This is a genomic window from Maribellus luteus, assembly GCF_003576475.1.
Taxonomy (GTDB): Bacteria; Bacteroidota; Bacteroidia; order Bacteroidales; family Prolixibacteraceae; genus Draconibacterium; species Draconibacterium luteum.
On record NZ_QWGR01000005.1, the window covers coordinates 173168 to 197480 of the forward strand.

General features: G+C 43.2%; 17 protein-coding genes. 5 read left to right on the top strand and 12 right to left on the bottom strand.

Features of this window, described 5'->3' with window-relative positions:
- Positions 1–52 precede the first annotated feature (52 nt).
- The 8 genes from D1614_RS10935 to D1614_RS10975 all read right to left on the bottom strand — a co-directional run bounded on the left by D1614_RS10935 (position 53) and on the right by D1614_RS10975 (position 14068).
- Entirely contained in the window at positions 53–2371 is a 2319-nt protein-coding gene (locus D1614_RS10935; protein ID WP_119437970.1) for an FtsX-like permease family protein, read from the bottom strand.
- A gap of 172 nt (positions 2372–2543) precedes the next feature.
- Positions 2544–2945, bottom strand: coding sequence for a GxxExxY protein (locus tag D1614_RS10940; RefSeq protein ID WP_206609985.1), 402 nt, complete (start codon positions 2943–2945; stop codon positions 2544–2546).
- 62 nt (positions 2946–3007) lie between these two features.
- On the bottom strand, positions 3008–5341 hold the full coding sequence (locus D1614_RS10945) for an ABC transporter permease (protein ID WP_119437972.1): 2334 nt from the start codon (positions 5339–5341) through the stop codon (positions 3008–3010).
- 41 nt (positions 5342–5382) lie between these two features.
- Positions 5383–7761, bottom strand: coding sequence for an ABC transporter permease (locus D1614_RS10950; RefSeq protein WP_119437973.1), 2379 nt, complete (start codon positions 7759–7761; stop codon positions 5383–5385).
- 75 nt (positions 7762–7836) lie between these two features.
- On the bottom strand, positions 7837–10239 hold the full coding sequence (locus D1614_RS10955) for an ABC transporter permease (protein WP_119437974.1): 2403 nt from the start codon (positions 10237–10239) through the stop codon (positions 7837–7839).
- Between the two features lie 470 nt (positions 10240–10709).
- Positions 10710–11405 carry an ABC transporter ATP-binding protein gene (locus D1614_RS10965; protein ID WP_119437976.1) on the bottom strand — a complete coding sequence of 232 codons (696 nt, stop codon included), beginning with the start codon at positions 11403–11405 and terminating at the stop codon, positions 10710–10712.
- 23 nt (positions 11406–11428) lie between these two features.
- A complete protein-coding gene (locus tag D1614_RS10970) occupies positions 11429–12685 on the bottom strand; it encodes an efflux RND transporter periplasmic adaptor subunit (protein ID WP_241558101.1) in 1257 nt (418 codons plus the stop codon).
- Between the two features lie 42 nt (positions 12686–12727).
- Positions 12728–14068, bottom strand: coding sequence for a TolC family protein (locus D1614_RS10975; RefSeq protein ID WP_119437977.1), 1341 nt, complete (start codon positions 14066–14068; stop codon positions 12728–12730).
- A 375-nt stretch (positions 14069–14443) separates the two neighbouring features.
- On the opposite strand from D1614_RS10975, the gene D1614_RS10980 reads away from it, so the two are divergent.
- The 5 genes from D1614_RS10980 to D1614_RS10995 all read left to right on the top strand — a co-directional run bounded on the left by D1614_RS10980 (position 14444) and on the right by D1614_RS10995 (position 19180).
- Positions 14444–14818, top strand: a complete 375-nt coding sequence (locus tag D1614_RS10980) for a transposase (protein WP_206609998.1) — start codon at positions 14444–14446, stop codon at positions 14816–14818.
- A 139-nt stretch (positions 14819–14957) separates the two neighbouring features.
- Positions 14958–16322, top strand: coding sequence for a sigma-54-dependent transcriptional regulator (locus tag D1614_RS10985; RefSeq protein WP_119437978.1), 1365 nt, complete (start codon positions 14958–14960; stop codon positions 16320–16322).
- A 3-nt stretch (positions 16323–16325) separates the two neighbouring features.
- A complete protein-coding gene (locus D1614_RS10990) occupies positions 16326–17666 on the top strand; it encodes a sensor histidine kinase (protein WP_119437979.1) in 1341 nt (446 codons plus the stop codon).
- 28 nt (positions 17667–17694) lie between these two features.
- Positions 17695–17913, top strand: coding sequence for a hypothetical protein (locus tag D1614_RS25560; RefSeq protein ID WP_194086706.1), 219 nt, complete (start codon positions 17695–17697; stop codon positions 17911–17913).
- Positions 17888–19180, top strand: coding sequence for an aminotransferase class I/II-fold pyridoxal phosphate-dependent enzyme (locus D1614_RS10995; RefSeq protein WP_119438163.1), 1293 nt, complete (start codon positions 17888–17890; stop codon positions 19178–19180). The genes D1614_RS25560 and D1614_RS10995 overlap by 26 nt, the downstream gene beginning before the upstream one ends.
- A gap of 49 nt (positions 19181–19229) precedes the next feature.
- On the opposite strand, the gene D1614_RS11000 is transcribed toward D1614_RS10995, so the two are convergent.
- The 4 genes from D1614_RS11000 to D1614_RS11015 all read right to left on the bottom strand — a co-directional run bounded on the left by D1614_RS11000 (position 19230) and on the right by D1614_RS11015 (position 24188).
- Positions 19230–19889: a cysteine hydrolase family protein gene (locus D1614_RS11000; RefSeq protein WP_119437980.1), complete on the bottom strand. Its 660-nt coding sequence runs from the start codon at positions 19887–19889 to the stop codon at positions 19230–19232.
- Positions 19890–19994: 105 nt separating this feature from the next.
- The gene (locus D1614_RS11005) at positions 19995–21938 is read right to left on the bottom strand and encodes a protein-disulfide reductase DsbD family protein (RefSeq protein WP_119437981.1); all 1944 of its coding nucleotides are present in this window, start codon (positions 21936–21938) and stop codon (positions 19995–19997) included.
- A gap of 193 nt (positions 21939–22131) precedes the next feature.
- Positions 22132–23682, bottom strand: coding sequence for an Rne/Rng family ribonuclease (locus tag D1614_RS11010; RefSeq protein WP_119437982.1), 1551 nt, complete (start codon positions 23680–23682; stop codon positions 22132–22134).
- Positions 23683–23900: 218 nt separating this feature from the next.
- Complete coding sequence (locus D1614_RS11015) at positions 23901–24188, bottom strand: HU family DNA-binding protein (protein WP_119437983.1); 288 nt, start codon at positions 24186–24188, stop codon at positions 23901–23903.
- Positions 24189–24313 lie beyond the last annotated feature (125 nt).

Consider the following 24313-nt stretch of genomic DNA (forward strand, 5'->3'; position numbering starts at 1 on the left):
ATATTAACCACCTAACCTAAGTCCCTTTTAGGGGTTTGGGGTGAATTAAAGACTACTCATACCGCAACGCTTCCACCGGATTCCGGGTTGCCGCACGCCAACTTTGCCAGCTAACGGTTAATAAGGCAATACCGAGCGCCATCAAACCTGCCAGGGCAAATATCCACCAGCTGAGAGTTGTTTTGTAGGCAAAATTTTCGAGCCATTTGTGCATGGCGTAATATGCAATCGGACAGGCAATCACAAAAGCAATGGCTACCCATTTCACAAAGTCTTTGTTAAGCATGGCCAGAATTTCGGATACTTTGGCACCGTTAACCTTGCGTACTCCTATTTCTTTGATCTTTTGCTGAATGTAGTATAACGACATGGCAAAAATACCCATCGACGAAATAATAATGGAAAGTACGGAGAACGCGCCTATCAGTTTTGAACGCCTTACTTCAGCGGTATACCACTGATCTACTTCCGAATCAATAAAGCCCGATTCCATAGGCTTTCCTCCGGTGAATTCAGCCTGTGTTTCTTTTATCCGGCGCACCGTTTCAACAAGGTTGGCACTATTCAGTTTCACTACAATACTCCAGGGGCTCGCGGTATCATCAAGCTGCCGGATAATGGCTGGTCCTACCTTTGTGTGTAACGAACGAAAATTGAAATCTTCAACTATTCCGAGTACCGGTAAATCAGCATCATAAAATTTAACTGTTGCCGGATTATCCCCTAAATGCATTGTATTTACGGTAGTCCGGTTGATCCACACACCGTTTTTTGAATAGGCATTTTGAGTACTTTCTATTTCGAATCCAAAAATCTTCAGGTATAAACTGTCGCCATAAAATTCCTGAAAACTAAAAGGTTTATCTTCAAAAGTAAACGATTGATTATTCCCGCCATCAATGGGCATCCCCCGGCAATAGGAAACTTCTTCAACTCCGGGGATCGACTTTAACCCGGCCCTGAAAGCGGCTTTCTGCCCGGCTTCGATGGTATTGTCCATCCAAAACAGATTATCAGTCGCGAACTTCATGTTGTAGTTTTGCATAAAATCCGACTGCTTGGTAATAACCAAAGTACTCACCAGCAACACAATGGCAACTATGTATTGAAAGGCAATTAATATTTTTGAATAACGGGTGCGACTTTTAAAGGTAAAACTTCCCTTTACCACTTCTACCGGGTTAAACCGGTTCACAACCAGTGCCGGTACAATTCCGGAAACAAAACCGGTCAATACGATTATCAGCAATGAAACCAGTAAAAAGTTATTACTGAACTGCTGGATTAAATTCAGGTTGGTATCCATTTGCCGGTTAAAAAACGGCTCAACCAGCAAAGCCAGTAAACAGGCTACAATGGCCGAGAAAAAACTTAGAAAAACCGACTCAGATATTTGTTGAAAAACCAGGGCACCTTTGGAACTGCCAATGAGTTTTTTTATGGCTATTTCTTTGCTCCGGGTACCCGATTGCGCAACCGTAAGGTTAATGTAATTGATAATGGCAATCACCAGAATAAGCAAGGCAACTCCTCCAAACAGAAAAACGGTTGTTTTACTGTTTTGCCGGATTGTCCCCCCTCCGCCTGAATTGCTGAAATAAACTTCCGTTAGTGGTTCAAATTTTAACTCTTTTGCAAAACCTTCCTTGTACATCCAGTAGTCTTTTTTAAACTGCTCAAATACAACCGGGGCTTTTGAGGGAAGATCGGTGCCTGCTTTTGCCAAAAAATAAATACTGAATGAACTGTTGTTATTGCTTGTCAATAATTCCGGGTAGTTCCAAAATTCAGCCAGTTTATCAAAAGACACGATAACGTCGAACTTTTCGAACGTGGTTTTTTGCGACACATCTTCGATAATACCCGAAACAATAAATGGTTTATTCTGAAGTGTAAACGTTTGCCCAACCGGGTTTTGCGATCCAAAAACCTTTTTGGCAAACGATTCCGAAAGCACGGCTTTATCCTTGGTTTCAAGAACTGTTTTGGGATCTCCTTCCAGCAAACGAAAAGAAAACATGGTGAAAAACGACGAATCTGCCAACAGGTAATTTATCCGCAACTGCTTGCCTTCAGGAAAAACAACACTGCCATTCATGATTGAAATTCGGGTATAGGCTTCCACTTCCGGGTTTTGATTCTTTACAAACTCACCCGTCGGAGCGCTAAACTGCGCACTCTTCTCGCGGTACAGCCTGTATATCCGGTCTTTATTTTTGTGAAACTGATCAACCGATAACTCCTGCTTAATGTACACACTAAGTAACAATACAAAAGTTAGCGATATGGCAAACCCCAATATGGTTACAAATCCATACAGTTTATTTTTACTTAGAAATTTCAAAAATGCCTTTATCGAATGGTTTCTCATTGCTAAGTTTTTATGGTTTATCTTTTTAACATGTTAATTCAAAAGCTACTAACAGCTGTTCTGTTTTAAGCCATTTCAGGGCTTAAAGGAGAAAGGTTACTCATACCGCAACGCCTCAACCGGATTCCGGGTTGCAGCACGCCAATTGTCCGGAACTTTGATTCGTTTGATTTCATGACAGACTTTGATTCTTCTTGTTCATTACTCGCTTAAATTCCAAACTTTTGCTCCCAAAGTTTATCAATAGTCCAACTTCCATATTGTAAGCCTCCAAATAGTTGATTGCCTGTGCCAAATGCACATCTTCCAACGAAATAAGAGCCTTTATCTCGACCATCACTGTTTCTTCAACAAAAAAGTCTACCCGCCTTGTTCCAATCTGCTCTCCTTTGTAAAAAATGGGCATTTCAAATTCCCGCTCAAACGCAATGCCTTGTAAAGAGAATTCGATCGCGAGTGCCCGCTGGTAAATCACCTCCTGAAAACCATTCCCCAATTGCTTGTGAACCTCCATCGCACAACCAATTATCTTTGACGTCAATGCCGAATACTTATACTTTTCGTCGATGCTCATTATCTGCATTTTTTGTTTTAATCATAGTATTCATTTCATCAGCTTAATCATAGTTCACGACTCTATTCATACCGCAACGCCTCAACCGGATTCCGCGTAGCCGCACGCCAACTCTGCCAACTAACAGTTAACAGTGCAATTCCTAAAGCCAGCACACCGGCCAGCGCAAAGATCCACCAGCTGAGAGTTGTTTTGTAAGCAAAGTTTTCGAGCCATTTATTCATGGCGAAATAAGCAACAGGCGTGGCCAGCACAAAAGCAATAGCCACCCACTTTACAAAGTCTTTATTGAGCATCGTAAGTATTTCCGAGATTTTAGCACCATTGACTTTGCGGATGCCTATTTCTTTGGTGCGGTTCAGGCTAATCAGAAAAATCTGCCCGAGAATGCCCATGCAGGTGAGTACAATGGCAATAAGCGAGAAGAAGGTAATGGATTTTGCCAGTTTGTCTTCTTTTGCATACATCGCCTGAAACTGGCTATCGTAAAAAGTAAATTCCATGGGATCATCTGGCAACATGGTTTTCCAGACATTCCGCACGTCATCCATTTGCCGTCCCACATTGCCGGGAGTTAACCGCAGCGAAAGCGTGTTAAACCCTCGCTCAGGTTCATAAATAAGCGCCACCGGCGTCATTCCCGAATGCAGCGATTCAACATGGAAATTATTCACCTCGCCCACCACATTGTAGCCACCATCGCGGCCGTTATTGTATTTTTTATCCTGAATGGTTTCCCAGCCAAATCGTTTTACAGCAGCTTCATTCATCATGCAAGCACCGTTTTTATCGCCCGCCATAAAATCCCGTCCATTAAGCAGCTGAACGCCAAATGTTTCAAGGAAATCATCCGAAACATACACGCAGTTCACCATAAACTCGTCTCCTTCCACACGGCTTCCCATCGACATGTTAATATGCCCGGGATATCCATTGCTCAATGTACTGCCTGCAACAAACGGAAGCTTCGTTACCTCGTTTTTCAGTGCTTCAGGCCGCTCAAACAAGAAGGGCAGTTCAATCCTTACAAGATGCTCGTCCGCAAAACCAAGGTCGTAATGTTTTACATACTGAAGCTGTTTAAAGATAAGCATCACAACTGCAATCAGGGCAATGGAAACGGTAAGCTGAAAGGTAAGCATGGCTTGCTTGGCCAGTTGTTTACCGGTGCGTTTCCGGCCTCCCAAAAGGAAGTCGGTGATGTTGAACCGCGACAGAACATAGAGGGGAGCCAGGCTGTTCAGTAAAATAATCCCGGCGATTGTGCCTGCAAATACAGGCAACAGTTGGCGAAAGTTAACATCTGCCAGGTAAATATTCCTTCCAAAAAGCAGCGGAGAGAAAGGCAGAAGAACGGAAGCCAGCATCACGGAAATTGCCAGGGCAATAAAAATTCCGAACGAAACTTCGATCAGCGAATCCATCAGAAGATGCATTTTCCCAGCCCCGTTGGTTTTGTTGATGCCGATTTCCTTCAGTTTCGCATATTGCACGGAAACTGTATAATTGAGGTAATTAATACTGGAAAGCAGGATGATCAATATGGCAATCGAGAGAAAAACGATCAGCATTTTTGTGTTGCCTTTCGTATGCGCATCGCTCCATCCAAGTTCTAAGTCAGAAAGATAAATATCGGCCAGATTTTGCAGAGCCAGGCTATCGGTTGATGCATTGAATTGCCCGATGGTCTGGTTTAGTTTCTCCGCAAATAAATCGGAGTTGACTCCGTTTTTTAGCAACACAAAATGCTCTGCAGGATAAATACACTCCCCGTTGTTGCATTCCTGGGCCATCTGAAATTCTTTGTTGTCGCTGTTTAAAAGCAGCTCGGCCCGAAAGCTGGAATTGCGAGGCAAGTCTTTCATAACAGCCGTTACAGTGGCCGTAAAAAATTCTTCTTTTACTGTCCGTCCCAGCGGATTTTTATCGCCAAAAAGCTTTTTTGCCACCGATTCACTTATCACTGCCGAGTTAATTTGCGAAAAGGCTTCTTCTTCCAGGCTCGACAAAATTTCTACCGAAAAAACATCGAAAAAGCGGTTGTTTGTGGAAACCACGTATTGAAGCCGGCTATAATTTTTTGTTTCGGGATCTTTTAAGGTGATAGGATAATAGGAAAGTCCCATCGGGCAGGTAGCTTCAATATCCGGGTAGTTTTCAGAAAGTGCTGTATTTAGTTTATAATCGAGCCCCGAGCGTCCTTTTTTGGCATCGAACACCCGGAATACATTTGGGTAGTTGGCAAAATGCGTATTCACATTGTGTTCGGCATTGTAAAACAGCCCGATAAGAATACACGCCGTAAACCCAATGGCAAATCCGCCAATAATCAACGATGAATACAAGGTATTTTTTAAGAAGTTCCTGATGGCCAGTTTTATTTTAAATCGAATCATAATTCTCTACTTGTTTTGATTCCTGCTAATGTTTAAGCTTATTACTCATACCTCAACGCCTCCACCGGATTCCGTGTAGCCGCCTGCCAACTCTGCCAACTCACAGTTAACAGTGCAATTCCTAAAGCCAGCACACCAGCCAGCGCAAATATCCACCAGCTGAGAGTTGTTTTGTAGGCAAAGTTTTCGAGCCATTTGTGCAACAAAAAATAAGAAGGCAAAACCGATATCACCAATGCTACCGCCACCCAGCGAAGCAGATATTCTACCATCCCGACAAATACTGAACTTATTTGTGCTCCATTGATCCGGCGTACCGCTATCTCTTTCGACTTTTTTAGCGCGTAAAATGCATTCAGGATAAAAACCCCCATGCAGGAGATCAGAATGCACAACAAGGAAAAGATCGAAAAAATACGGCTCATCCGGGTTTCGCGTACATACATTGCCGCGTATTCCTGATCAAGAAAATGAAGCTCCAAAGGAGCTGCGATATGATGCTCTGCAAACCATTTCTCAAGTATTTGCCTGGCCTCGGTGGTTTTTCCTTTTGCTATGCGAACAATTACAGTTCCTCCCGCGAAAATCTGCGGATATTCAGCCGGAGACTCAACCAGCGTTAGTACCCGGGGACTACACGTGGTATGAAGCGACTGAAATTGAGCATCGTCCATTACTCCAATAATGATTCCCTTTCGTCCTTGATACGAAAATGATTTTCCGGCTGCATCTTTCACGTTCATCAACTCCTGCGCTTTTTTGTTGATGATGAATCCTGTCTGGCGATCAGCTTTGCTATCGGGGAGAAAATCGCGCCCTGCAAGCAAACCGATCCCCATTGTTTCAAGAAATGAAGGATCAACCCAATTCCCGGCAATGGACACTTTTGTTGTGGCATCTTTGCCCTCCCAATCGATCGAAGAAGTCCAGTTATCAAGGTAAGACGGAAACAAATCGATGCACGATACATTTTCGATAAGCCCCGACTGCTTCATTTCACTTTTAAACATCGAAAACATTCCCGACAACTCGGGATTCGTTTTGATCAATGCTACCTGTGCCTTGTCGAAGCCCAAATCTTTCTGTTTCAGAAAACTCATTTGTTTCGAAATGAGCAGAGTCCCGGCAATCAGAAAGATAGCAATCGAAAATTGAACAACAACCAGTGCCTTTTCAAGAGAAAATCGGCCCGGTAGATTTTTCGTCGGGTCTTTGAACACCGCAACAATAGGTTTCGATGCAAGAAAGAAGGACGGGTATGCGCCTCCAATCACTCCCATAATTACAGTCAAAATCAAACTCACAGAAATGAGGTCACTAAAAAACTGCCCAAGCCCCATATTAAAGCCAACTACCGATTCCATGATCGGCAACAGTACAATGGTCAGTCCCCAGGATGCTATTGTGGCGATAAGTGCCACCGCAAATGACTCGCCCAAAAACTGCAATGCAACACTGCGATGGTCAGAACCAAGCACTTTTTTAAGGCCGATTTCTTTAAATCGCTGGCTTGCCATGGCTGTATTCAGGTTCACAAAATTTACCGCAGCAATCAATAAAATGAAGAGTGTAACAGCAAAAAGCAGTCTCACATACTGAAAGTTCCCTTTCTTCGTATAACCCGGAGCATATGACTGATCGTAGTAAAAATCATTGATCCCGATCAGGTGAATATCCTGGTTATTATTTGAGGTGTGATTATTAATTGTATTCTTAATCTTTTCGCTGAAAGCTTTTGCATCCACTCCCGGATTCAACTTCACCCAGGTATTGGTTCCCGAAGCGTTCCATTGCTCCGCATACGGATTAACAGTTTTCAAAACATCGTACGGAAAAGCCATATCGAACTCGAACTGCGTATTATCGGGCAGGTCCTCAAAAACTCCACACACGGTTAACGGCATTTCCCCCATAACAAGCAAACTCTTTCCCATTGGGTTTTCGTTTCCGAAATACTTCCTGGCCATTCTTTCACTTAGAATGATCTCCCGGGATTGTCTAAGCACCGACGAGGGGCTTCCTTGTACCAGCTTAAATCCGAAAAGCTCAAAAAAAGTACTGTCGATACTGGCTATTGATGATTCAATAAAAACCTGATCGCCTACTTTAACCGTTAAAGGCATCGGAACTTTCACAAACCGGGTAGTCTGTTGTATCTCCGGATTTTCCGCTTTCAAGGCATCAGCCAAAGGGCCGGGAGTTGAGGGTCCTTTTACAGTCTCTGACGAGTACTTAAATTCTGATCCCACCAGAAAAATATTCTCCGAACCGGGATGAAACCGGTCGGTACGGGTATCGTGCATAATCCACAGTGCCAGCAAACATGCAAAGCTCAGACTGATTGTCAGCCCCAGTACATTAATTACAGAATAGCCTGACTTGAGTTTTCTGAACGCAATTCGAAACAATTGATTGATCATACATTCTGACTTTTAATATTCTCTATTCATAGCGTAAAGCCTCTACCCACGAGCAATCGGGATCTTCGTTCTCTTCTATTCATATCGGAGAGCTTCGACCGGGTTGCGGTTGGCTGTGCGTGTGTAATTAATTGCAGCAATTAAAGCCACCAAAAGCAATACAAACAGGCTGCACATCACAAAAATGCCCCAATGCAGATCGATTTTGGCAGCAAAATTCTGCATCCATTTATCCGATGTCCACCAGGCCCCCACCAGGCCTAAAAGCACGGCTGGAAATGCAATAAATTCCAGGTCGGAGATAAAACTCCGCAAAATATCGGCAAGGTTTGCGCCGGCAATTCTGCGGATTGCCAGCTCTTTACGTCTGCGTGCCGCTTCGTTGGAAGTATAGCCCAGCAAGCCTATAACCGTAATCAGCAAAATGATAGCATTTCCGGCCATCATTGCGTTCCGAAACCCTTGTTCGGACTGGTAGCTGTGGCGTTGTTCCAGTTCAAGGCTTTTTACCACGGCATCCTGAAACGGAAGAAAGCGGTTAAAAATGCCGGTGATTTTTTTCAGCATTCCTGCCTCTGCCGTTTCACTGGCTTTTACCAGGATGTAAAAAGAAAATGACGGACGCAATGCCCTTATCTGTTCAAATTTTTCTTCGGGATAGTAGAAGAATACGGAAGGTCGCGAATCAGGATCGGTAATTGTTTGAACAATAAAATCGGGGAACACCCCGCGGATGGTTGTTTCACCGTGTTCGCTGATCTTTACCTGTTCGCCTACCACATTCTGCCAGCCGTTAAACGTCTTCAGTTTTTCAGCCCCTTTCTCACTGATGAGTACGTCGTTGGCAACTGCACTCTGGGGTGAAAAGTCTTCACCATGTGTTACCGGGATATTCAAAATTGAAAGATAACTTTCATCCACAAAATAGAAATCAGCTACATTAAAAAGCTCTTTTTCACCATCAGGTGAATTGATGTTATTCCCGGCTGCTCCTTCAATCGGCACTCCACAGCCGAGTCCTACCTTTTCGATTCCGGGTACTGCCCGTAATTCATTTAATACTGTTGAAATTTTGCCGGCGTCCATACCACTCGTTGAAGCATAGTAAACACCGCTTGTGCTGTATCCGTGATCGGCCGTTATTACACGGTTGTATTGCATACTCACAATCACCAGCATAGTCAGGATAAAGGATGCGCCAATAAACTGAAACGAAAGCAACACCAGCTTCCATTTGGTCCTTTTTTGCTGATAGCTGCGAAAAGCTGTAGCCACCGGGATGCGGGAGAAAAAACGCCCCGGCAAATAACTGGTTAAAACCACCAGCAAAACAATCAGTAAGAGCAAAGGCCCTATTACAACAGGATTTACCACCGAAATAAGTTTATGCCCCAGTTGCGCCTCGGCCAAAGGCTTAATGAGCAGAATAATGAGTACCGCTCCCAATACCGAGAGGAGGAACAGCACAAAAGTCTCGGAGAAAATAAGTTGCTGCAGGTTCCGGGATTCGGCCCCGCAGGTTTTGTGAATAGCCGAACTTTTAGCACGTTTTATTAAAGCGCTCAACGTTAAAAGGGTATAGTTCATCAGCGACACAAAAAGCACCGCAAAAGCAATGGTGGCAAGGATAAGAATCATATCACGCATCCCACCGGAATGTAATTTTTTAATGGGTTTGAAAGTGTACGTCAATACCAGTCCGCCTTGCTGCTGTTCCAACGCTTCAATATCCTGGTACTTTACCTGCATTTTACGAACCGCTGGAGCCAGACTCTCAGGCTTTATTCCCGGAGCCAGTTTTACGGCTGCATAATACCGGTCGTTTCCCAGCCAGTTGGTAGAGCCGTCCCACGAGAAAAACTGTCCGGTGGAAACCATTGAAATAAGCACATCGTACTGGTAATTTGTATTCTCCGGCAACTCTTCAAAAATACCCGCAATGGTTAGTTTTCTCCCCGGGTATTCTTTTAGCTCAATGATTTTCCCGACTACGTCTCCCCCCATTTCCGAAGCAATTTTATCGGATACCATACAATTCATCGGACGTTGAAGTATCTCCTGCGGATTTCCGCTTATTACCGGCCGGGGAAGAACATCGAACAAAAACTCATCGGCCAGCGAGAAACTTGCCTGGTAGCTTTTCTTATCCTCGGAATAAAAAACAGATGAGCCGATGCTATTAAGACGAGTAGCTGCTTCAATACCCGGAATTTCTGCTTTCATTCCGGGAGCCACTGCCCCACTCACCCGAAAGTAGCTCTCCATTTTATCCGAAGATTTGTCGCTGATAAAGTTTTCGTGTACGATGTAAATACGGTTGGCATCGGGGTAAAAGCTATCGAAGCTATAATAATACAGCACCTCCGACAATAGCAAAATACCAAACGCCAGGCCGGCAGTTAAGGATATAATGCGAGTGGTGGTGTGTTCTCCTTTCCGAAACAGTCGGCGAATTGCGAGTTTAAAAAAGTTCATCATCTGGTCTTTTCTTGGTTTTTCTATGTTTTCTGCCTAGAATCAATTAATACTTTTTCGTTTTTCATAAATCAATATCGCGGCTCTACTCTCTATACGCATTTCAAAAACGCCTTCAGTGTTGAACATGCCAGCCGCATTTCCAATTCTCATCACTAGTTTACAAAGTGCCGGCGGCACGATGTTTTGGTAACGTTGGCAAGGCAAGGTTGCAAAAGTCTCATAGGGACGGTGTTATACTTTCTCTAATCATAAAATTCGAACAAATACACATCATCATATTCTATATCATTCTTTTGCAATAATTCCAGGTATTCATCTTTAAAAGTACGTTCCCCATGATGTTGTTCCTGTTTCATGATGTACCTGATAACACTGTCTCTTTGTGAACGAGAATAGGAAAATGCCCCATAACCAGGCACTACCACAACTGTGTCCCTCCGGGACTTTATGCCCATATTTAATCCGGCGAGCTAAAGTATCTCAGCCATCCTTTCGTTTACGTTTTCGGTGAGCACTTCGCCATCAAACAGGTTGATTACGCGGTGGGCAAAACCGGCATCGTGCATCGAGTGGGTAACCATAATAATGGTGGTTCCCTCGCGGTTTAGTTCTGTTAAAAGATTCATGACTTCGAGGCCGTTTTTAGAGTCGAGGTTACCGGTTGGCTCATCGGCCAGTATCAGCTTTGGATGGGCCACCACGGCACGTCCAATGGCAACACGTTGTTGCTGACCACCTGAAAGTTGCTGCGGAAAATGCTTGGCCCGGTGTCCGATTTTCATTCGTTCCAGAACAGCGTTTACCATTTCCTTTCGCTCACTGGCTTTTTTCTTTAAATAAATCAACGGCAATTCTACGTTTTCGTAAACCGTGAGTTCATCAATCAGGTTAAAGCTCTGGAACACAAAACCGATGTTTCCCTTGCGCATTTGTGTACGCTGCCGTTCTTTGTACGAGCCGACTTCGGTGCCATCAAAAAAATAATTGCCCCCGCTCGGATTGTCTAACAAGCCAATGATGTTGAGCAGGGTGGATTTCCCGCAACCCGACGGTCCCATAATGGCTACAAATTCGCCCGATTTAACCTGGATGTCAACCTCGTTTAAAGCGAATGTTTCTACTTCCTCTGTGCGGAAGATCTTTGTGAGTTTTTCTGTTCGTATCATTTTATTGTTTTAGTATAATTTTTCTATTTCAAAATCAACTTATCATTATCTCCGAACAAGTCGTAACCTGAAGTTATTACTTTTTCGCCGGATTCGAGGCCTTCCAGCACTTCGTAGTACTTCGGATTTTTACGCCCGATACGGATAGACCGCTTGGTGGCAAAACTTCCCGACGGATCCACCACGTAAATCCACTGGCCCCCGGTACTGTTAAAGAACCCACCCAGACTCACCAGTGTCGATTGCTCGGGCTGTCCCAGTTGTAGGTTGATGTAATAAGTCTGCCCCGTGCGAATATTATCCGGCCGCTCGTCTGAAAAGACGAGATCGATTTTAAATTGTGAATTCCGTACCTCGGGATATACCTTTTTCACCACCATGTTGAAAATCTTTCCCTGGCGTTCGATCGTTGCCGAGAGGCTTCTTTTTACCCGGTCGATGTAATGTTCATCAATCATTGCTTCTACTTTGTAGTCGGTCAGCACGTTAATCTGCCCTATGCGCTGGCCTTTCCCAATGCTTTGCCCGATTTCGGCATCCAGCATTCCCAACTGCCCGTCAACCGGGGCTTTTACATTCAGGTTATCAAGCCGTTCATAAACAAGGTCGAGCGTCTTCTGCATTTTTTGAAGATCTTCCTCCAACTGGATCATTTCACTGGCACGAATCATCGAATCGTTCTCCGCTTTTTGCCGGTTAATTTCCTCCAGTTGAATGGCATATTCGTAATCTTCCTTTGCCTGCAGGTAGCTTTCTTTCGAAACCAGTTCGTCGTTGTAAAGCGCCTTTTGTTGCTCAAAGTTCCTTTTCTTTTTAATGATTTCGTATTCTGAATTCAATAAATTCCGTTTCGACTCAATCTGCTGGGTTTCAAAATTAATACGCGTTTGCCGCAACATGTTTTGTTTTTGCGCCAGGTTCGATTCGCTGTTCATAATGTTTTCGTACAACGACCGGTTTTCCAACACCAGTATCACATCTCCTTTGCTTAGCATGGTTCCTTCCTCAATCAGGCGTTCTTTCACCTGTCCCCCCTCTTCGGCATCGAGGTAAATGGTTGAAATGGGCTGAACAGCGCCGTTGGTGCGGATGTAATCATCGAAATTCCCCTGAGTCACCTCTTCGATCGCTATTTTCTCGGAGTCAACCCGCAACGAAGAAACACCCGAACTCATTACTAACTTAACGATCAGCAACAGAAACACAAGTGTTCCAACGGCATAAATAATGTGCTTGGGTCTGATGCCTTTTTTCTTCTCTATTTTTCGATCCATTGCCATAACAAAAATATTTTCAGGATAATTTTTATTCTATTTAATTGTTTACTGCAGAAAACCAAACACCGGTTTTCCAAGGTACACATCAATTGTTTTTTGCTTGATGGTGTATTGAAGTTTTGTTCTAAGTAAGTCACTTTTTGCCTGGGCCAGAATATTTTTCGAATCATACAATTCAATAATACTGATAAGCCCCTGGTCCAGTTTTTTCTCTGCTGCATTATAGGCAACCTGTGCAAAATCAACCTGTTTTACCAGCTGATTATATTCAGCCATGAACGACTCCAGTTCCTGCGAATTCTGGGTAATCTCGTTTAGCAGTTCCTGCGATGTTTTTTCCAATTCGGTTTGGGCCTGCAAATAACTCAAACGTGCCAACTTTACATCCGACCGCAATCCAAAACGCTGAAAAACCGGTATATTAAGGGATAAACCAACGGATTGGCCTGCATTGTTTTTAAACTGGTCGCGCAAGGTAGCCGTATTATCGCTGCCCTTTGTTTTGAAGTAATACGACGAATATCCGCCCGAAGCAGTGAGGCTGGGCCACAGGATTCCTTTTGCTATTGAAAGGTTTTTCTGCGCAGCCTTCGTCCTGAGTTCCTGCGCTTTAATGGTGGGGTAAAAATCCAAAGCCCCGGTGTAGATATCGGATGCCGGTTTGGCTTCCGCTCCCGCTATGCCAATTTCGGGTGTTAGCAAATCGATGCTGAAATCAGTACCCGGATCAAAATTCATGGCCTGTTTGAGGTCGAGCATAGCCGTTTTATAATAGTTTTGGGTTTGAATCAGGATCAGCTCTTCTTTGGCCAGCCGCGATTCCATTTCCAGCAGGTCCGACTTGGCTTTTAGCCCGAGGTCAACCTGTTTCTGGGTGCGTTTCAGGTTCATCTCCGACAATTGTTTTTGTTCTTTTACAATTTCTGCCAAACCATAATAGTAAACCGCATTGTAATAGCCCTGCATTACCGTAAAGGCCAGGTTGTACTTTTGCATTTTCTCGTCTTCCAAACCAGCCAGGTAGTTCATTTTTCGGTACGAAATGGTGTTTTGCCGCGTAAAACCCCTGAAAACGTCGATCCCGCCCGACAAACCAAAACTACTGTAGAACTGGCTCGTATTTATGTATTCGTATCTATCAAGGTCAAGCGATTTGCCGTAGGAATTCGATCCGCTTGCCCCCATTGAAATACTTGGCAGAAGGTTCCGTTTCGATTGGTTCAGGTTTTCCTTGTTTATTTCATTCTGAATGCCGCTTTTCTTTACATCCAGATTGTTCGTAATCGCATACTGAATGCATTCTTCTAGTGTCCATTTCTGCTGTGCCGCAGCACCGAATCCAAAGGATAAAAGTAATACAGAGACTATTATTTTATTGATGTTCATATCCGGCTATTATACTGTCGTACTCAATTAGTGCCAAAAAAATGCCACGAATCACAATCGCCTAACAAACAACACATTACCCCAACTCTCATCAAACAGAAAGAGATAGGTTGTAAAATTATTTTACAAAATATGTCAAATAATTAGACACGTGGTTTGAAATATTTTTGACGCTGGTTAACTTTGAAGGAGTTGCTGGTTTGAAAGATATTGAATTGCCGGATGCGAGGAATAAGATAACCGGGTTGAGCCGTATCTTTCTAAATTATACCTATAAACCAAAAAGATGAGTTGGATAAGAATATGGGTACATTTGGTTTTCACCACAAAAGATAGGTTTCCTTTTTTGAACACGCAGGAAATCAGGAAAAAGGTATTTACCACCTATCAGAGAATGCAAAAGAAAAAGAAATATGGTTGGATAAAGTAGGTGGCCATAAAGAACATGTTCATTGTTTAATCTCAATTGGTAAAGAACAGACAATTAGCAAAATAGCTCAATTAATCAAAGGCGAATCTTCTTTTTGGATCAACAAAAATAAGCTGATCCCTTATAAATTCTCGTGGCAAGACGATTTCTGGGCAGTTAGTGTAAGTGAAAGCCATATTGAAAGAGTAAGAAAATATATTGACAAACAGGAAGAGCATCACGGGAAAAAATCTTTTGATGAAGAAGTAGAAACGTTCATGGAAAAATACGGTTGGAACTACCTCTCTGAAGAAAAAGACCAATTGTGGCTAAAGCCCTGATTGTGTGTTTTCACGATAACCGTTCACTGAAGTGAACGGAAATATTAAAACCTGAAAACGGATTGATGAATTACCGTTGGTTTTAACCAACGGATTGCGAGAAACAAAATAACCGGCTTTAGCCGCATAATAACAAAAAATGACCAAAGGGAAACTACTGATTGTGGACGATAACAAAAGTATTTTAAGCGCACTTGAGATACTTCTGCAAGATGATTTCGATGAAATTAAAACCATCGCCAATCCCAACCTCTTGCCTTCATTAATCGAAAGTGGCAACTACGACCTCGTTTTACTTGACATGAATTTCTCGGCAGGTGTTAATACCGGGAACGAAGGACTTTACTGGCTTTCGCGCATACAGGAGTTACGCCCCGACATGGAAGTAGTACTGTTTACTGCCTACGGAGATGTGGAACTCGCAGTGAAAGCGCTAAAAAAAGGTGCTTCCGATTTTATTCTGAAACCCTGGGACAATGACAAGCTGCGGACCACTTTGCTGAATGTTTACAAGCTTCAACAATCCAAAAAAGAAATCAAGCAATTAAAACGCAAGGAAAGTGCGCTGAAGAGTGAAATCAACAAAGACCGGTATTTCATTATTGCACAGTCGCCGCAAATGCGCGAATTGCTGGCACTGGTTCGGAAAGTGGCACAAACCGATGCCAACGTTCTGATTACCGGGGATAACGGAACAGGCAAAGAACTGATTGCCCGCGAACTACACCGGCACTCGAAACGGGCCGGCGAAATTATGGTGGATGTGGATATGGGTGCCATCGCCGAAACACTCTTCGAAAGCGAACTCTTTGGCCATAAAAAAGGGGCATTTACCGATGCCCGGGAAGACCGGACCGGAAAAATTGAAAACGCCAGCGGAGGAACTCTTTTTCTGGACGAGATCGGAAACCTGCCGGTTCATCTTCAACCCAAGCTACTGGCTGCTTTGCAAAACCGAGAAGTTACGCCCATTGGCAGCAACAAAACAGTTCCGGTTGATATCCGGCTCATTTGTGCCACCAACCGCAACCTCGACGAAATGGTGGCCGATGGTGCTTTTCGCGAAGACCTGCTTTACCGTATCAATACCATTCACATTGAGATTCCGCCGCTACGCGAACGCAAAGAAGACATTGTTGCCATTGCCGGCTATTTCCTGAAAATTTATTGCAACAAATACCGGAAAACCGAAATGCACATTACCGAAGCCGGGCTTCAGAAACTGGCCAACTACCCGTGGCCGGGCAATGTGCGCGAACTTCAGCATACCATCGAAAAAACCGTCATTCTATCGGATAAGAAAGAACTTACACCCGATGATTTCTTTTTTAAGCCCGTAATGCCGGGTCTGGGCGATATTTTTGACGGCACCATTGAAGAAATGGAGCAAAAAATGATTGTGAAGATGTTGCAAAAAACCGGCTCCAACCTGTCGGCAGCAGCTGAACAGCTCGGGATAACCCGGCAAACACTGTACAACAAAATGAAAAAATACAACCTGTAAAAAATGGTCAGTCAGCACATAAACCGACAAATCATCATCCGCGTTTTTTTGCTGGTGGGAAATGCCTTGCTTTTTAGCTGGATGATCTTTCACGCAAAAGTCTACGTTCTGGCGGTATTTCTGCTGCTTGTGCTGATTATTCAGGTTGCAGAACTGATCAATTTTCTGAACCGCACCAACCGAAAAATTGCCTATTTTTTTGATGCCATCCGAAACGAAGACTCCACCCTGAACTTCCCGGCACAAACGGGCAGCAGGTCCTTAAACGAGCTAAATTCGGGACTGAATAAAGTAAACGAGCTGATAAAAACCATTAAGTTTGAGCTACGCGAACAGGAACAGTATTTCCAAACCATTTTGGAGCATGTATCCACCGGCATTATCACTTACAACGAAAAAGGAACCATTTTCCTGGCAAACAAAGCAGCCAAAAACCTGCTCGGCCACGAACATCTCACACACATCAATCAGATCGTTCAGATAGATAAAAAACTCTTTACCACCTTAAAAGAATTGCAGCCCGGCGACAACCGGCTGGTTAGTTTCAACAACAAAAACGGATTGATCCAACTTTCGTTAAAATCCACTCAGTTTAGAACCGCCAGCGATCATCTTCAGCTGGTAACTTTCCACGACATAAAAAACGAGATGGACACCAAAGAGCTGGAAAGCTGGATAAAGCTCATCCGGGTAATGACGCATGAAATCATGAATACGGTGGCTCCGATTACCTCGCTTTCACAAACCATCCTGGGCTATTTCAGAAACCTTGACGGTGCCACACCTTCCGAGAAAATAATCGGGAATACAATGAAAGGGCTTGAAGTTATTAATGAACGGGGAAGCGGATTGATCAGCTTTGTGGATACTTACCGTAAATTGACCCGTATTCCGCCGCCCGAGAAGAAAACCATCAAAGTTGGCCAACTCCTGGAAAACATTATCACCCTCATCCGTTACGAACCGCTAAACAAGGAAGTACAAATCGACTGGAGCCTGCATCCTGCTGACCTCGAAATATCAGCTGACAAAAAACAAATTTCGCAGGTATTGATCAACTTGCTTAAAAATTCGCTGGAGTCGCTGAAAGACAGTCATAACGGGAAGATCGACATAAACGCAGGCTACAACGAAGAAGGACGCCTACAGATATCTGTAACGGATAACGGGCCGGGAATCCCCGAAGAACTTATGGATAAGATTTTTGTACCCTTTTTTACCACCAAAGAATCGGGTTCCGGAATTGGGCTCAGTCTTTCAAGGCAAATTATGTTGCTGCATGGCGGCAGGTTAAAAGCCGATTCGAAACCCGGAATACAAACCGAATTTGTGCTGGAGTTCTGATTGAACGCCTCATATGCAGAGTATTGTGATGGAGAAAAAAAATGAAACATGTATAACTGAACCGGATCAACAGCGACATATTTCAAGCTCATTATTCAATATGTTAGCAATTTATCAAAAATACGTTCAACTTGCTGACACTTCTCAAGGACATATAACTCAATTTTCTATCTTGCAGGAAAATATTTCAGGTATAAACAGACTTAACGAAAATGGCTATTATGAATCCACAGGCTGCAGAGCTTAACAACATTATTCAGGAAAAAAGTGCAATTGTTTTTGACATGCTTTCCGAAAGGGGAAAAAATATTTTCTTCCCCAAAAAGGGAATTTTAGGACAAACAGCCGAAGCAAAAGGCACAAAAATTAATGCAACCATTGGTGCTGCAATTGAAGACGATGGTACGCCCATGCGTTTGGAAGCCATTGCCTCCAAAATTAATATGGACCCGGGCCTGGTGTTTCCCTACGCACCGAGTTTTGGCCGCCCCGATATTCGCTCCAAGTGGAAAAACATGATCTACGAAAAAAACCCTTCGTTGAGCGGAGTTGAACTGAGCTTGCCCGTTGTAACCAATGCCTTGACGCATGGAATCAGCATGGCCGGTTATATGTTTTGCAACCCCGAAGACGAGGTAATTGTACCTGATCTCTTTTGGGGAAATTACAACCTTACGCTTACCAGCATGTACGGCTGCCCACTTACCAAATACAACTTGTTTAAAAGTGGCGGACTGGATCTGGAAGCCTTTGAAGCCAAACTGAATGAAGGAGGGATCGGCAAAAAAATCGTGATCCTGAATTTCCCGAACAATCCTTCAGGTTATACTCCTACTGATGAAGAACAAGAAGCTATCATTACCATTATAAAAGAAGCCGCCGAAAAAGGGAATAAGATCGTTGCGATTACCGACGACGCTTATTTTGGACTGGTTTACGAAGAAGGCATTGCGCAGGAAAGTATTTTCGCTCCGCTTGCCCAATTACACGAAAATGTACTGGCCGTGAAAGTGGACGGAGCTACCAAGGAAGATTATGTCTGGGGCTTCCGGGTTGGTTTTATGACTTACGGTATTAAAGGCGGCGATGCTGCATTGTATGGTGCGCTTGAATCGAAGACCGCCGGTGCTATCCGTGGCAATATCTCGAATGCAGCCAATATTTCGCAGTCGTTGTTGCTCTCCGCGTTTGAAAGCGAAGAATACACCACGCAAAAAGAAGCGAAGTACGACATTATGAAACGCCGGTACGATGCCGTAAAAGAAGCTTTAAAAGAAGAAAAATACAAAGAGTATTTCGAAGCGATTCCTTACAATTCGGGCTATTTCATGTGCGTACAGCTAAGCGATGGTCTGGTTGGAGAAGAGATTCGCCAGTTGCTGATCCAGAAATACAGCATAGGTTTGATCAGCCTTGGTAACGTGCTGAGAGTAGCGTTTGCCGCGGTGGCCGCTTCGGATGTTAAAGCAATATTTGAAGGAATTTACGAGGCTTGCAAAGAGTCTAAAAAATAGATTATTGGAACGCAGATTACGCAGATTCTACAGATAATCACTGAAAATATTAGTGACGACCCGTTAAGTCAGCGTTATCTGCGTTCTTTTTGATTTGTTCTTTCAACTCCTCAAACCTGATCATTTTCACACCCAGCTTTTCCCAGTTTTCAAAAGGAAGCGGGATATTGGGCAGCTCCTTAATCGCATCTTCCACCACATAAACCTTTTCAACCTTTTTCACCAGCCCCACAACGGCATCGTTTACACAAACATTGGTGGTTACCCCGTACACAATCACTTCCTGCGGCGCCAGTAAATTCAGAATTTCAGAAGTATGCGGGTTGCCCTTAAATACATCAAATGCATCCTTTCTAATCACAATTTCCCGAGCTGTTTTTACCTCTTTCAACGAGGTGTATTCTTTCTCCCAATCAAAAACCAGCGGATTTTCTGGAGTGGTCTCTGCAACGTATTCAGCACCGGTGGTATGAGCCATGCAATGCTCAGGAAAGGTTTGAACAAAATCGGGACTTACAGAAAGCTCGGCTGAGCCTTTGTAATGAAAATCAGCGGTACTTATCACCCGTATGTCTTCATCCTTTGCAAGCTTGGATATTTTCTCCCAAACCGGCTTTAACAACTCGGCACCGGGCACATAAAGTTTGCCTTCGGGCTCCACAAAATCAACTTGCGTATCTACGTTCCAGAAAAGTACATCTGTTCTCATTTCAATGCTGTTTTAAATACCTCCTAAAGTTATATGGAAATTCAGACCCCTGCAAAAAAGAAAACCCGGATCTTCCGACCCGGGTTTCTCTATATTCATTTCAATTTATTCCAAACCTTTTTCAAGAAAGCTTTTGAATTCCTCCTCTTTAAAAGTAACCCCCAACTCATATTCTGTTCCATCTGGTTCAACAATTACATGAAACGGAATACTGTTGGTTCCGTATTTTGAAATCTGAATATCCAGATTTTTCTTGCCAAGTGTCTTTAGTACTTTGCCGTCTTCTTTCGAAGTCACCCACTCGCTTTCCTCCAGCTTGGTACGGTCGTCGGTATACAAACCAATAACCACGTATTTCTCCGACATCATTTTCATGACATCCGGATTCAGCCAAACCGAATTTTCCATCTTTTTGCAGTTGGCACAGGCATGGCCTTTGAATACTACCAATGCAGGTTTTCCCTGTTCTTTGGCACAGGCCAAACCTTGCTCGTAATCAAAATAGCCACTCAGCCCGTTGGGCAAATGAAGTTTATCACCGTATTTAGCCGGGCCGCATTCGGCTTGTTGGGCTGTTGCATGACTGGCAGAAGCCGCACCTCCCATTACAAAACTTTGTTCGCTGGCCGGCGGTATCAACGCAGAGATTGTACGCAGCGGCGCCCCGAAAAGGCCGGTAAACAAATACACAACAAACGTGAAAGTTGCGATGGACAAAAACAAGCGTCCTACTCCCACATAAGGCAAGTCGCTATCGTGTGAGAACTTGATTTTCCCGATAAAATACATTCCCAGCAGGAAGAACACCACGATCCATATTGACAGGTAAATTTCGCGGCTTAAAATTCCAAAACCATAAACCTGGTCGATGTTGCTCAGGAACTTTAATCCAAACGCCAACAGAATGAAGGCAAAAACAACTTTAATGGAATTCAACCATCCACCCGATTTTGGCAATTTGCTCAGCGCCGACGGGAAAATTGCCAACATGGCAAACGGAGTTCCAAAAGCCAGTCCGAAGAAGAACATACCGATTAGAGGGCGCATTCCGCCGTGCTGTACCGCCTCAATAATCAGCGCACCAATAAACGGCCCGGTACACGAAAACGAAACAATTACCGTAGTAAGCGCCATAAAAAAAGCTCCGACAAGCCCTCCTTTATCGGCTTGTGAATCGGTTTTATTAACCAGACTATTGGGCAGAACCATCTCGAATGCGCCAAAGAATGAAATGGCAAAAACCAGGAAAAGCGTAAAGAAAAGCAGGTTGGGAATCCAGTGGGTACTTAAGATATTTCCCACATTCGGTCCAAAAATACCGATGGAAAAGAGTGCCCCCAGCAGGGTAAAAATGGCTACGATCGACAAGCCAAAAAACAAGCCGGTACGAACTGCCTTGGCCCTGTTTTCACTTCCGCGCATGAAAAACGAAACCGTCATTGGGATCATCGGGAAAACACAGGGAGTAAGAATAGCCGCAAAGCCCGCCAAAGCCGAAATCAGAATAAAAAGCCACAGCGATTGACCGCCAGACGAAGCGGCTGTTCCAGTCTCATTTTCGGTGCTTTTAACTTCTGTTGTTCCCGCCGCCTTGGCATCCTGGTTAAACTTGAAAGAAAACTCACTTTCTTCGGGAGGCGTGCAAGTTTCATCGTTACAACTCATAAAAAGTACATAGCCTTTTATTTCCACAGGATCAGAAGACTTCAATTTTATCTTCTGGGTAAGTGTAGCTTTCCCGCCAAAATAACCTACGTTCATTTGAAAGGTCTCGTCGAAATGAATCTCGGGTACGGGATCTTTCTGAATGTTTCCAACAAAATCGAACAAGGTAGAATCTTCAAAAACAAAAGTGGTAGCTATGGGCCCACCTTCCGGAAGATCGGTATCGTACAAATGCCAGCCATCGTCGATGGTAGCTTCAAAGATCAAATCAACCTCGTCTCCGTTTTGGCGTGAGTCAAAGCTCCATTTGGTAGGATTTACGATTTGAGCCTGAACAAGTAAAGTGGTAACAATAAGTGCGAGTACAAAAGTTATTTTCTTCATACCATATTTTTTCTAAAATGTGTCACAAAAATACATGCAATAATATAAATACTTCCATAAACAAATCATATTCCGATAGGTTTTTTAAGTTATTTTTTGAATCCGGAAGGGAACTTTTAACTATTGGCTATTTACCCGGGCAAAATGCCACTTTCAGCAAAAAAGAAAGCCGTTCATACGGAACGGCTTTTCTTTATAAAATAATTTCTTCCTGGCTCTCGTCGTAAAAGTGATATTCCAAAAAAGAATATGCACTGTTACTTTCAATGTCCACCCATTTCAGGTATTTAAAAAACCATTGGTTGCGCTTGCTTTTAAAACCTTTTGTAAGGTAAGCGGCAACATATGGATGAACTTTGAGTTGTAATTTCTTTTTATTCAGCTCTCTCAGAGCGTATCGTACTTTGCCGTCAATATCATCGGCAAATAAAACAGAGGGCACAATTTTACCAGTTCCATTGCAAGTCGGACAAACTTCAGCCGTTTCTACTTTCTCTTCCGGTCTTACTCTTTGTCGCGTAATCTGCATCAGGCAGAACTTGCTGAGTGGCAAAATGTTGTGCTTAGTCCGATCGTTGGCCATCACCTCGCGCATGTAATCATTCACTTTCTGGCGATTGGTAGCCACATGCATGTCGATGAAATCAATAACAATGATTCCACCCATGTCTCTCAACCGTAATTGTCTTGCTATTTCGTCACAGGCTGCCAGGTTTACCTCCAGGGCATTTGACTCCTGGTCGTTTCCGGCTCTTGCGCGGTTTCCGCTGTTAACATCTATTACATGAAACGCTTCAGTATGTTCTACAATTAAATAGGCACCATCTTTAAAGGAAACTGTTTTCCCGAACGAGGCCTTTATTTGTTTTTCGATGCCATAATGCTCGAAAATAGACTGTCGTCCTTTGTAGTACTTGACAATTTTTCGTTTGTCAGGCTGAATGCTACCTATGTAATCGGCAACTTCGTCGAACGCCGACTGATCGTTTACAATAATACTGTTAAAGTCAGGATGATAAATGTCGCGCAATAAAGCTGTAGTTCGGTCAATTTCGCCAATTACCAGCGAAGGAGCCTGAACTTTTCGAAGCTTGTTAAAAATGGTTTCCCATTTATCGACTAAGCGGCGCAGTTCCTGATCGAGTTCGGCAACTTTTTTACCCTCGGCTACGGTTCGGATAATCACCCCGTACTTCCGGGGTTTAATACTTTGCACCAGTTTTTTTAACCGGCTTTTTTCTTCGTTGGTTCTGATTTTCTGCGACACTGAAATTTTGTCGCTAAACGGCATCAAAACCAGGTTTCGACCTGCGATCGAAATTTCGGAAGTCAGTCTGGGACCTTTGGTCGAAATAGGTTCTTTAGCAACCTGTACCAGAATTTTCTGACCCACCTTTAAAAGCTCATTTATCTTACCTTCCTTGTCAATATCGGGTTCGGATTGAATCCGCGAGATGGAAGAAACTTTGTTTTTTCGGGACGAAGCAATTCGCAAAAATTTGTTTAACGTGGCGAATTGTGGCCCCAAGTCAAGGTAATGTAAAAAAGCATCCTTACTGTAACCGACGTCAATGAACGCTGCATTTAAACTGGGCATTGTTTTCTTTACTTTTCCGAGATAAATGTCTCCGACAGCAAACTTTGCCCCGCTTCTTTCTCTACTTAGTTCTACAAGCTTTTTATTTTCCTGTAAAGCAATAACAATTTCGGAAGGAGTTACATCAATAATTAAATCGCTACTCACAACCTAAATTTTAGAACGTAATTTCTATAAGGTTAATACTACTATTTATAACAGATTAAACCTAAGGCATCTACTACCTTAGGTTTAACCATATCTCTCAGAGTTTTAGCAGACTAAAACCCTATTTTTTCTTCTTGTGCCTGTTTTTACGCAATCTTTTTTTGCGCTTATGAGTGGCCATCTTGTGTCTTTTTCTTTTTTTCCCGCTTGGCATAACTCTATTTTTTTACTTGGTTTTTAACTTCAGATACAAATGTTTTCGCTGGCTTAAACGAAGGAATATTGTGAGCTGGAATAATAATAGTAGTGTTTTTAGAGATATTCCTGGCTGTTTTTTCTGCTCTTTGCTTAACTACAAAACTACCAAATCCTCTCAGGTAAACGTTTTTTCCATCCACAAGTGAATCTTTTACTGTTTCCATGAAAGCCTCTACCGTCTTCTGAACAGTTACTTTTTCAATTCCAGTTTCTTTCGAAATCTCATTTACAATATCTGCCTTAGTCATCTCTTAAAATATTTAATTTTCAATATATTATCGTTTTTATTCGAGTCTGCAAAAATAAAAATATTTTAAACACCCAAAAGCATTTCAATTAAATTATTTTAGTTTTAATCAAGATTTTAAGTGGG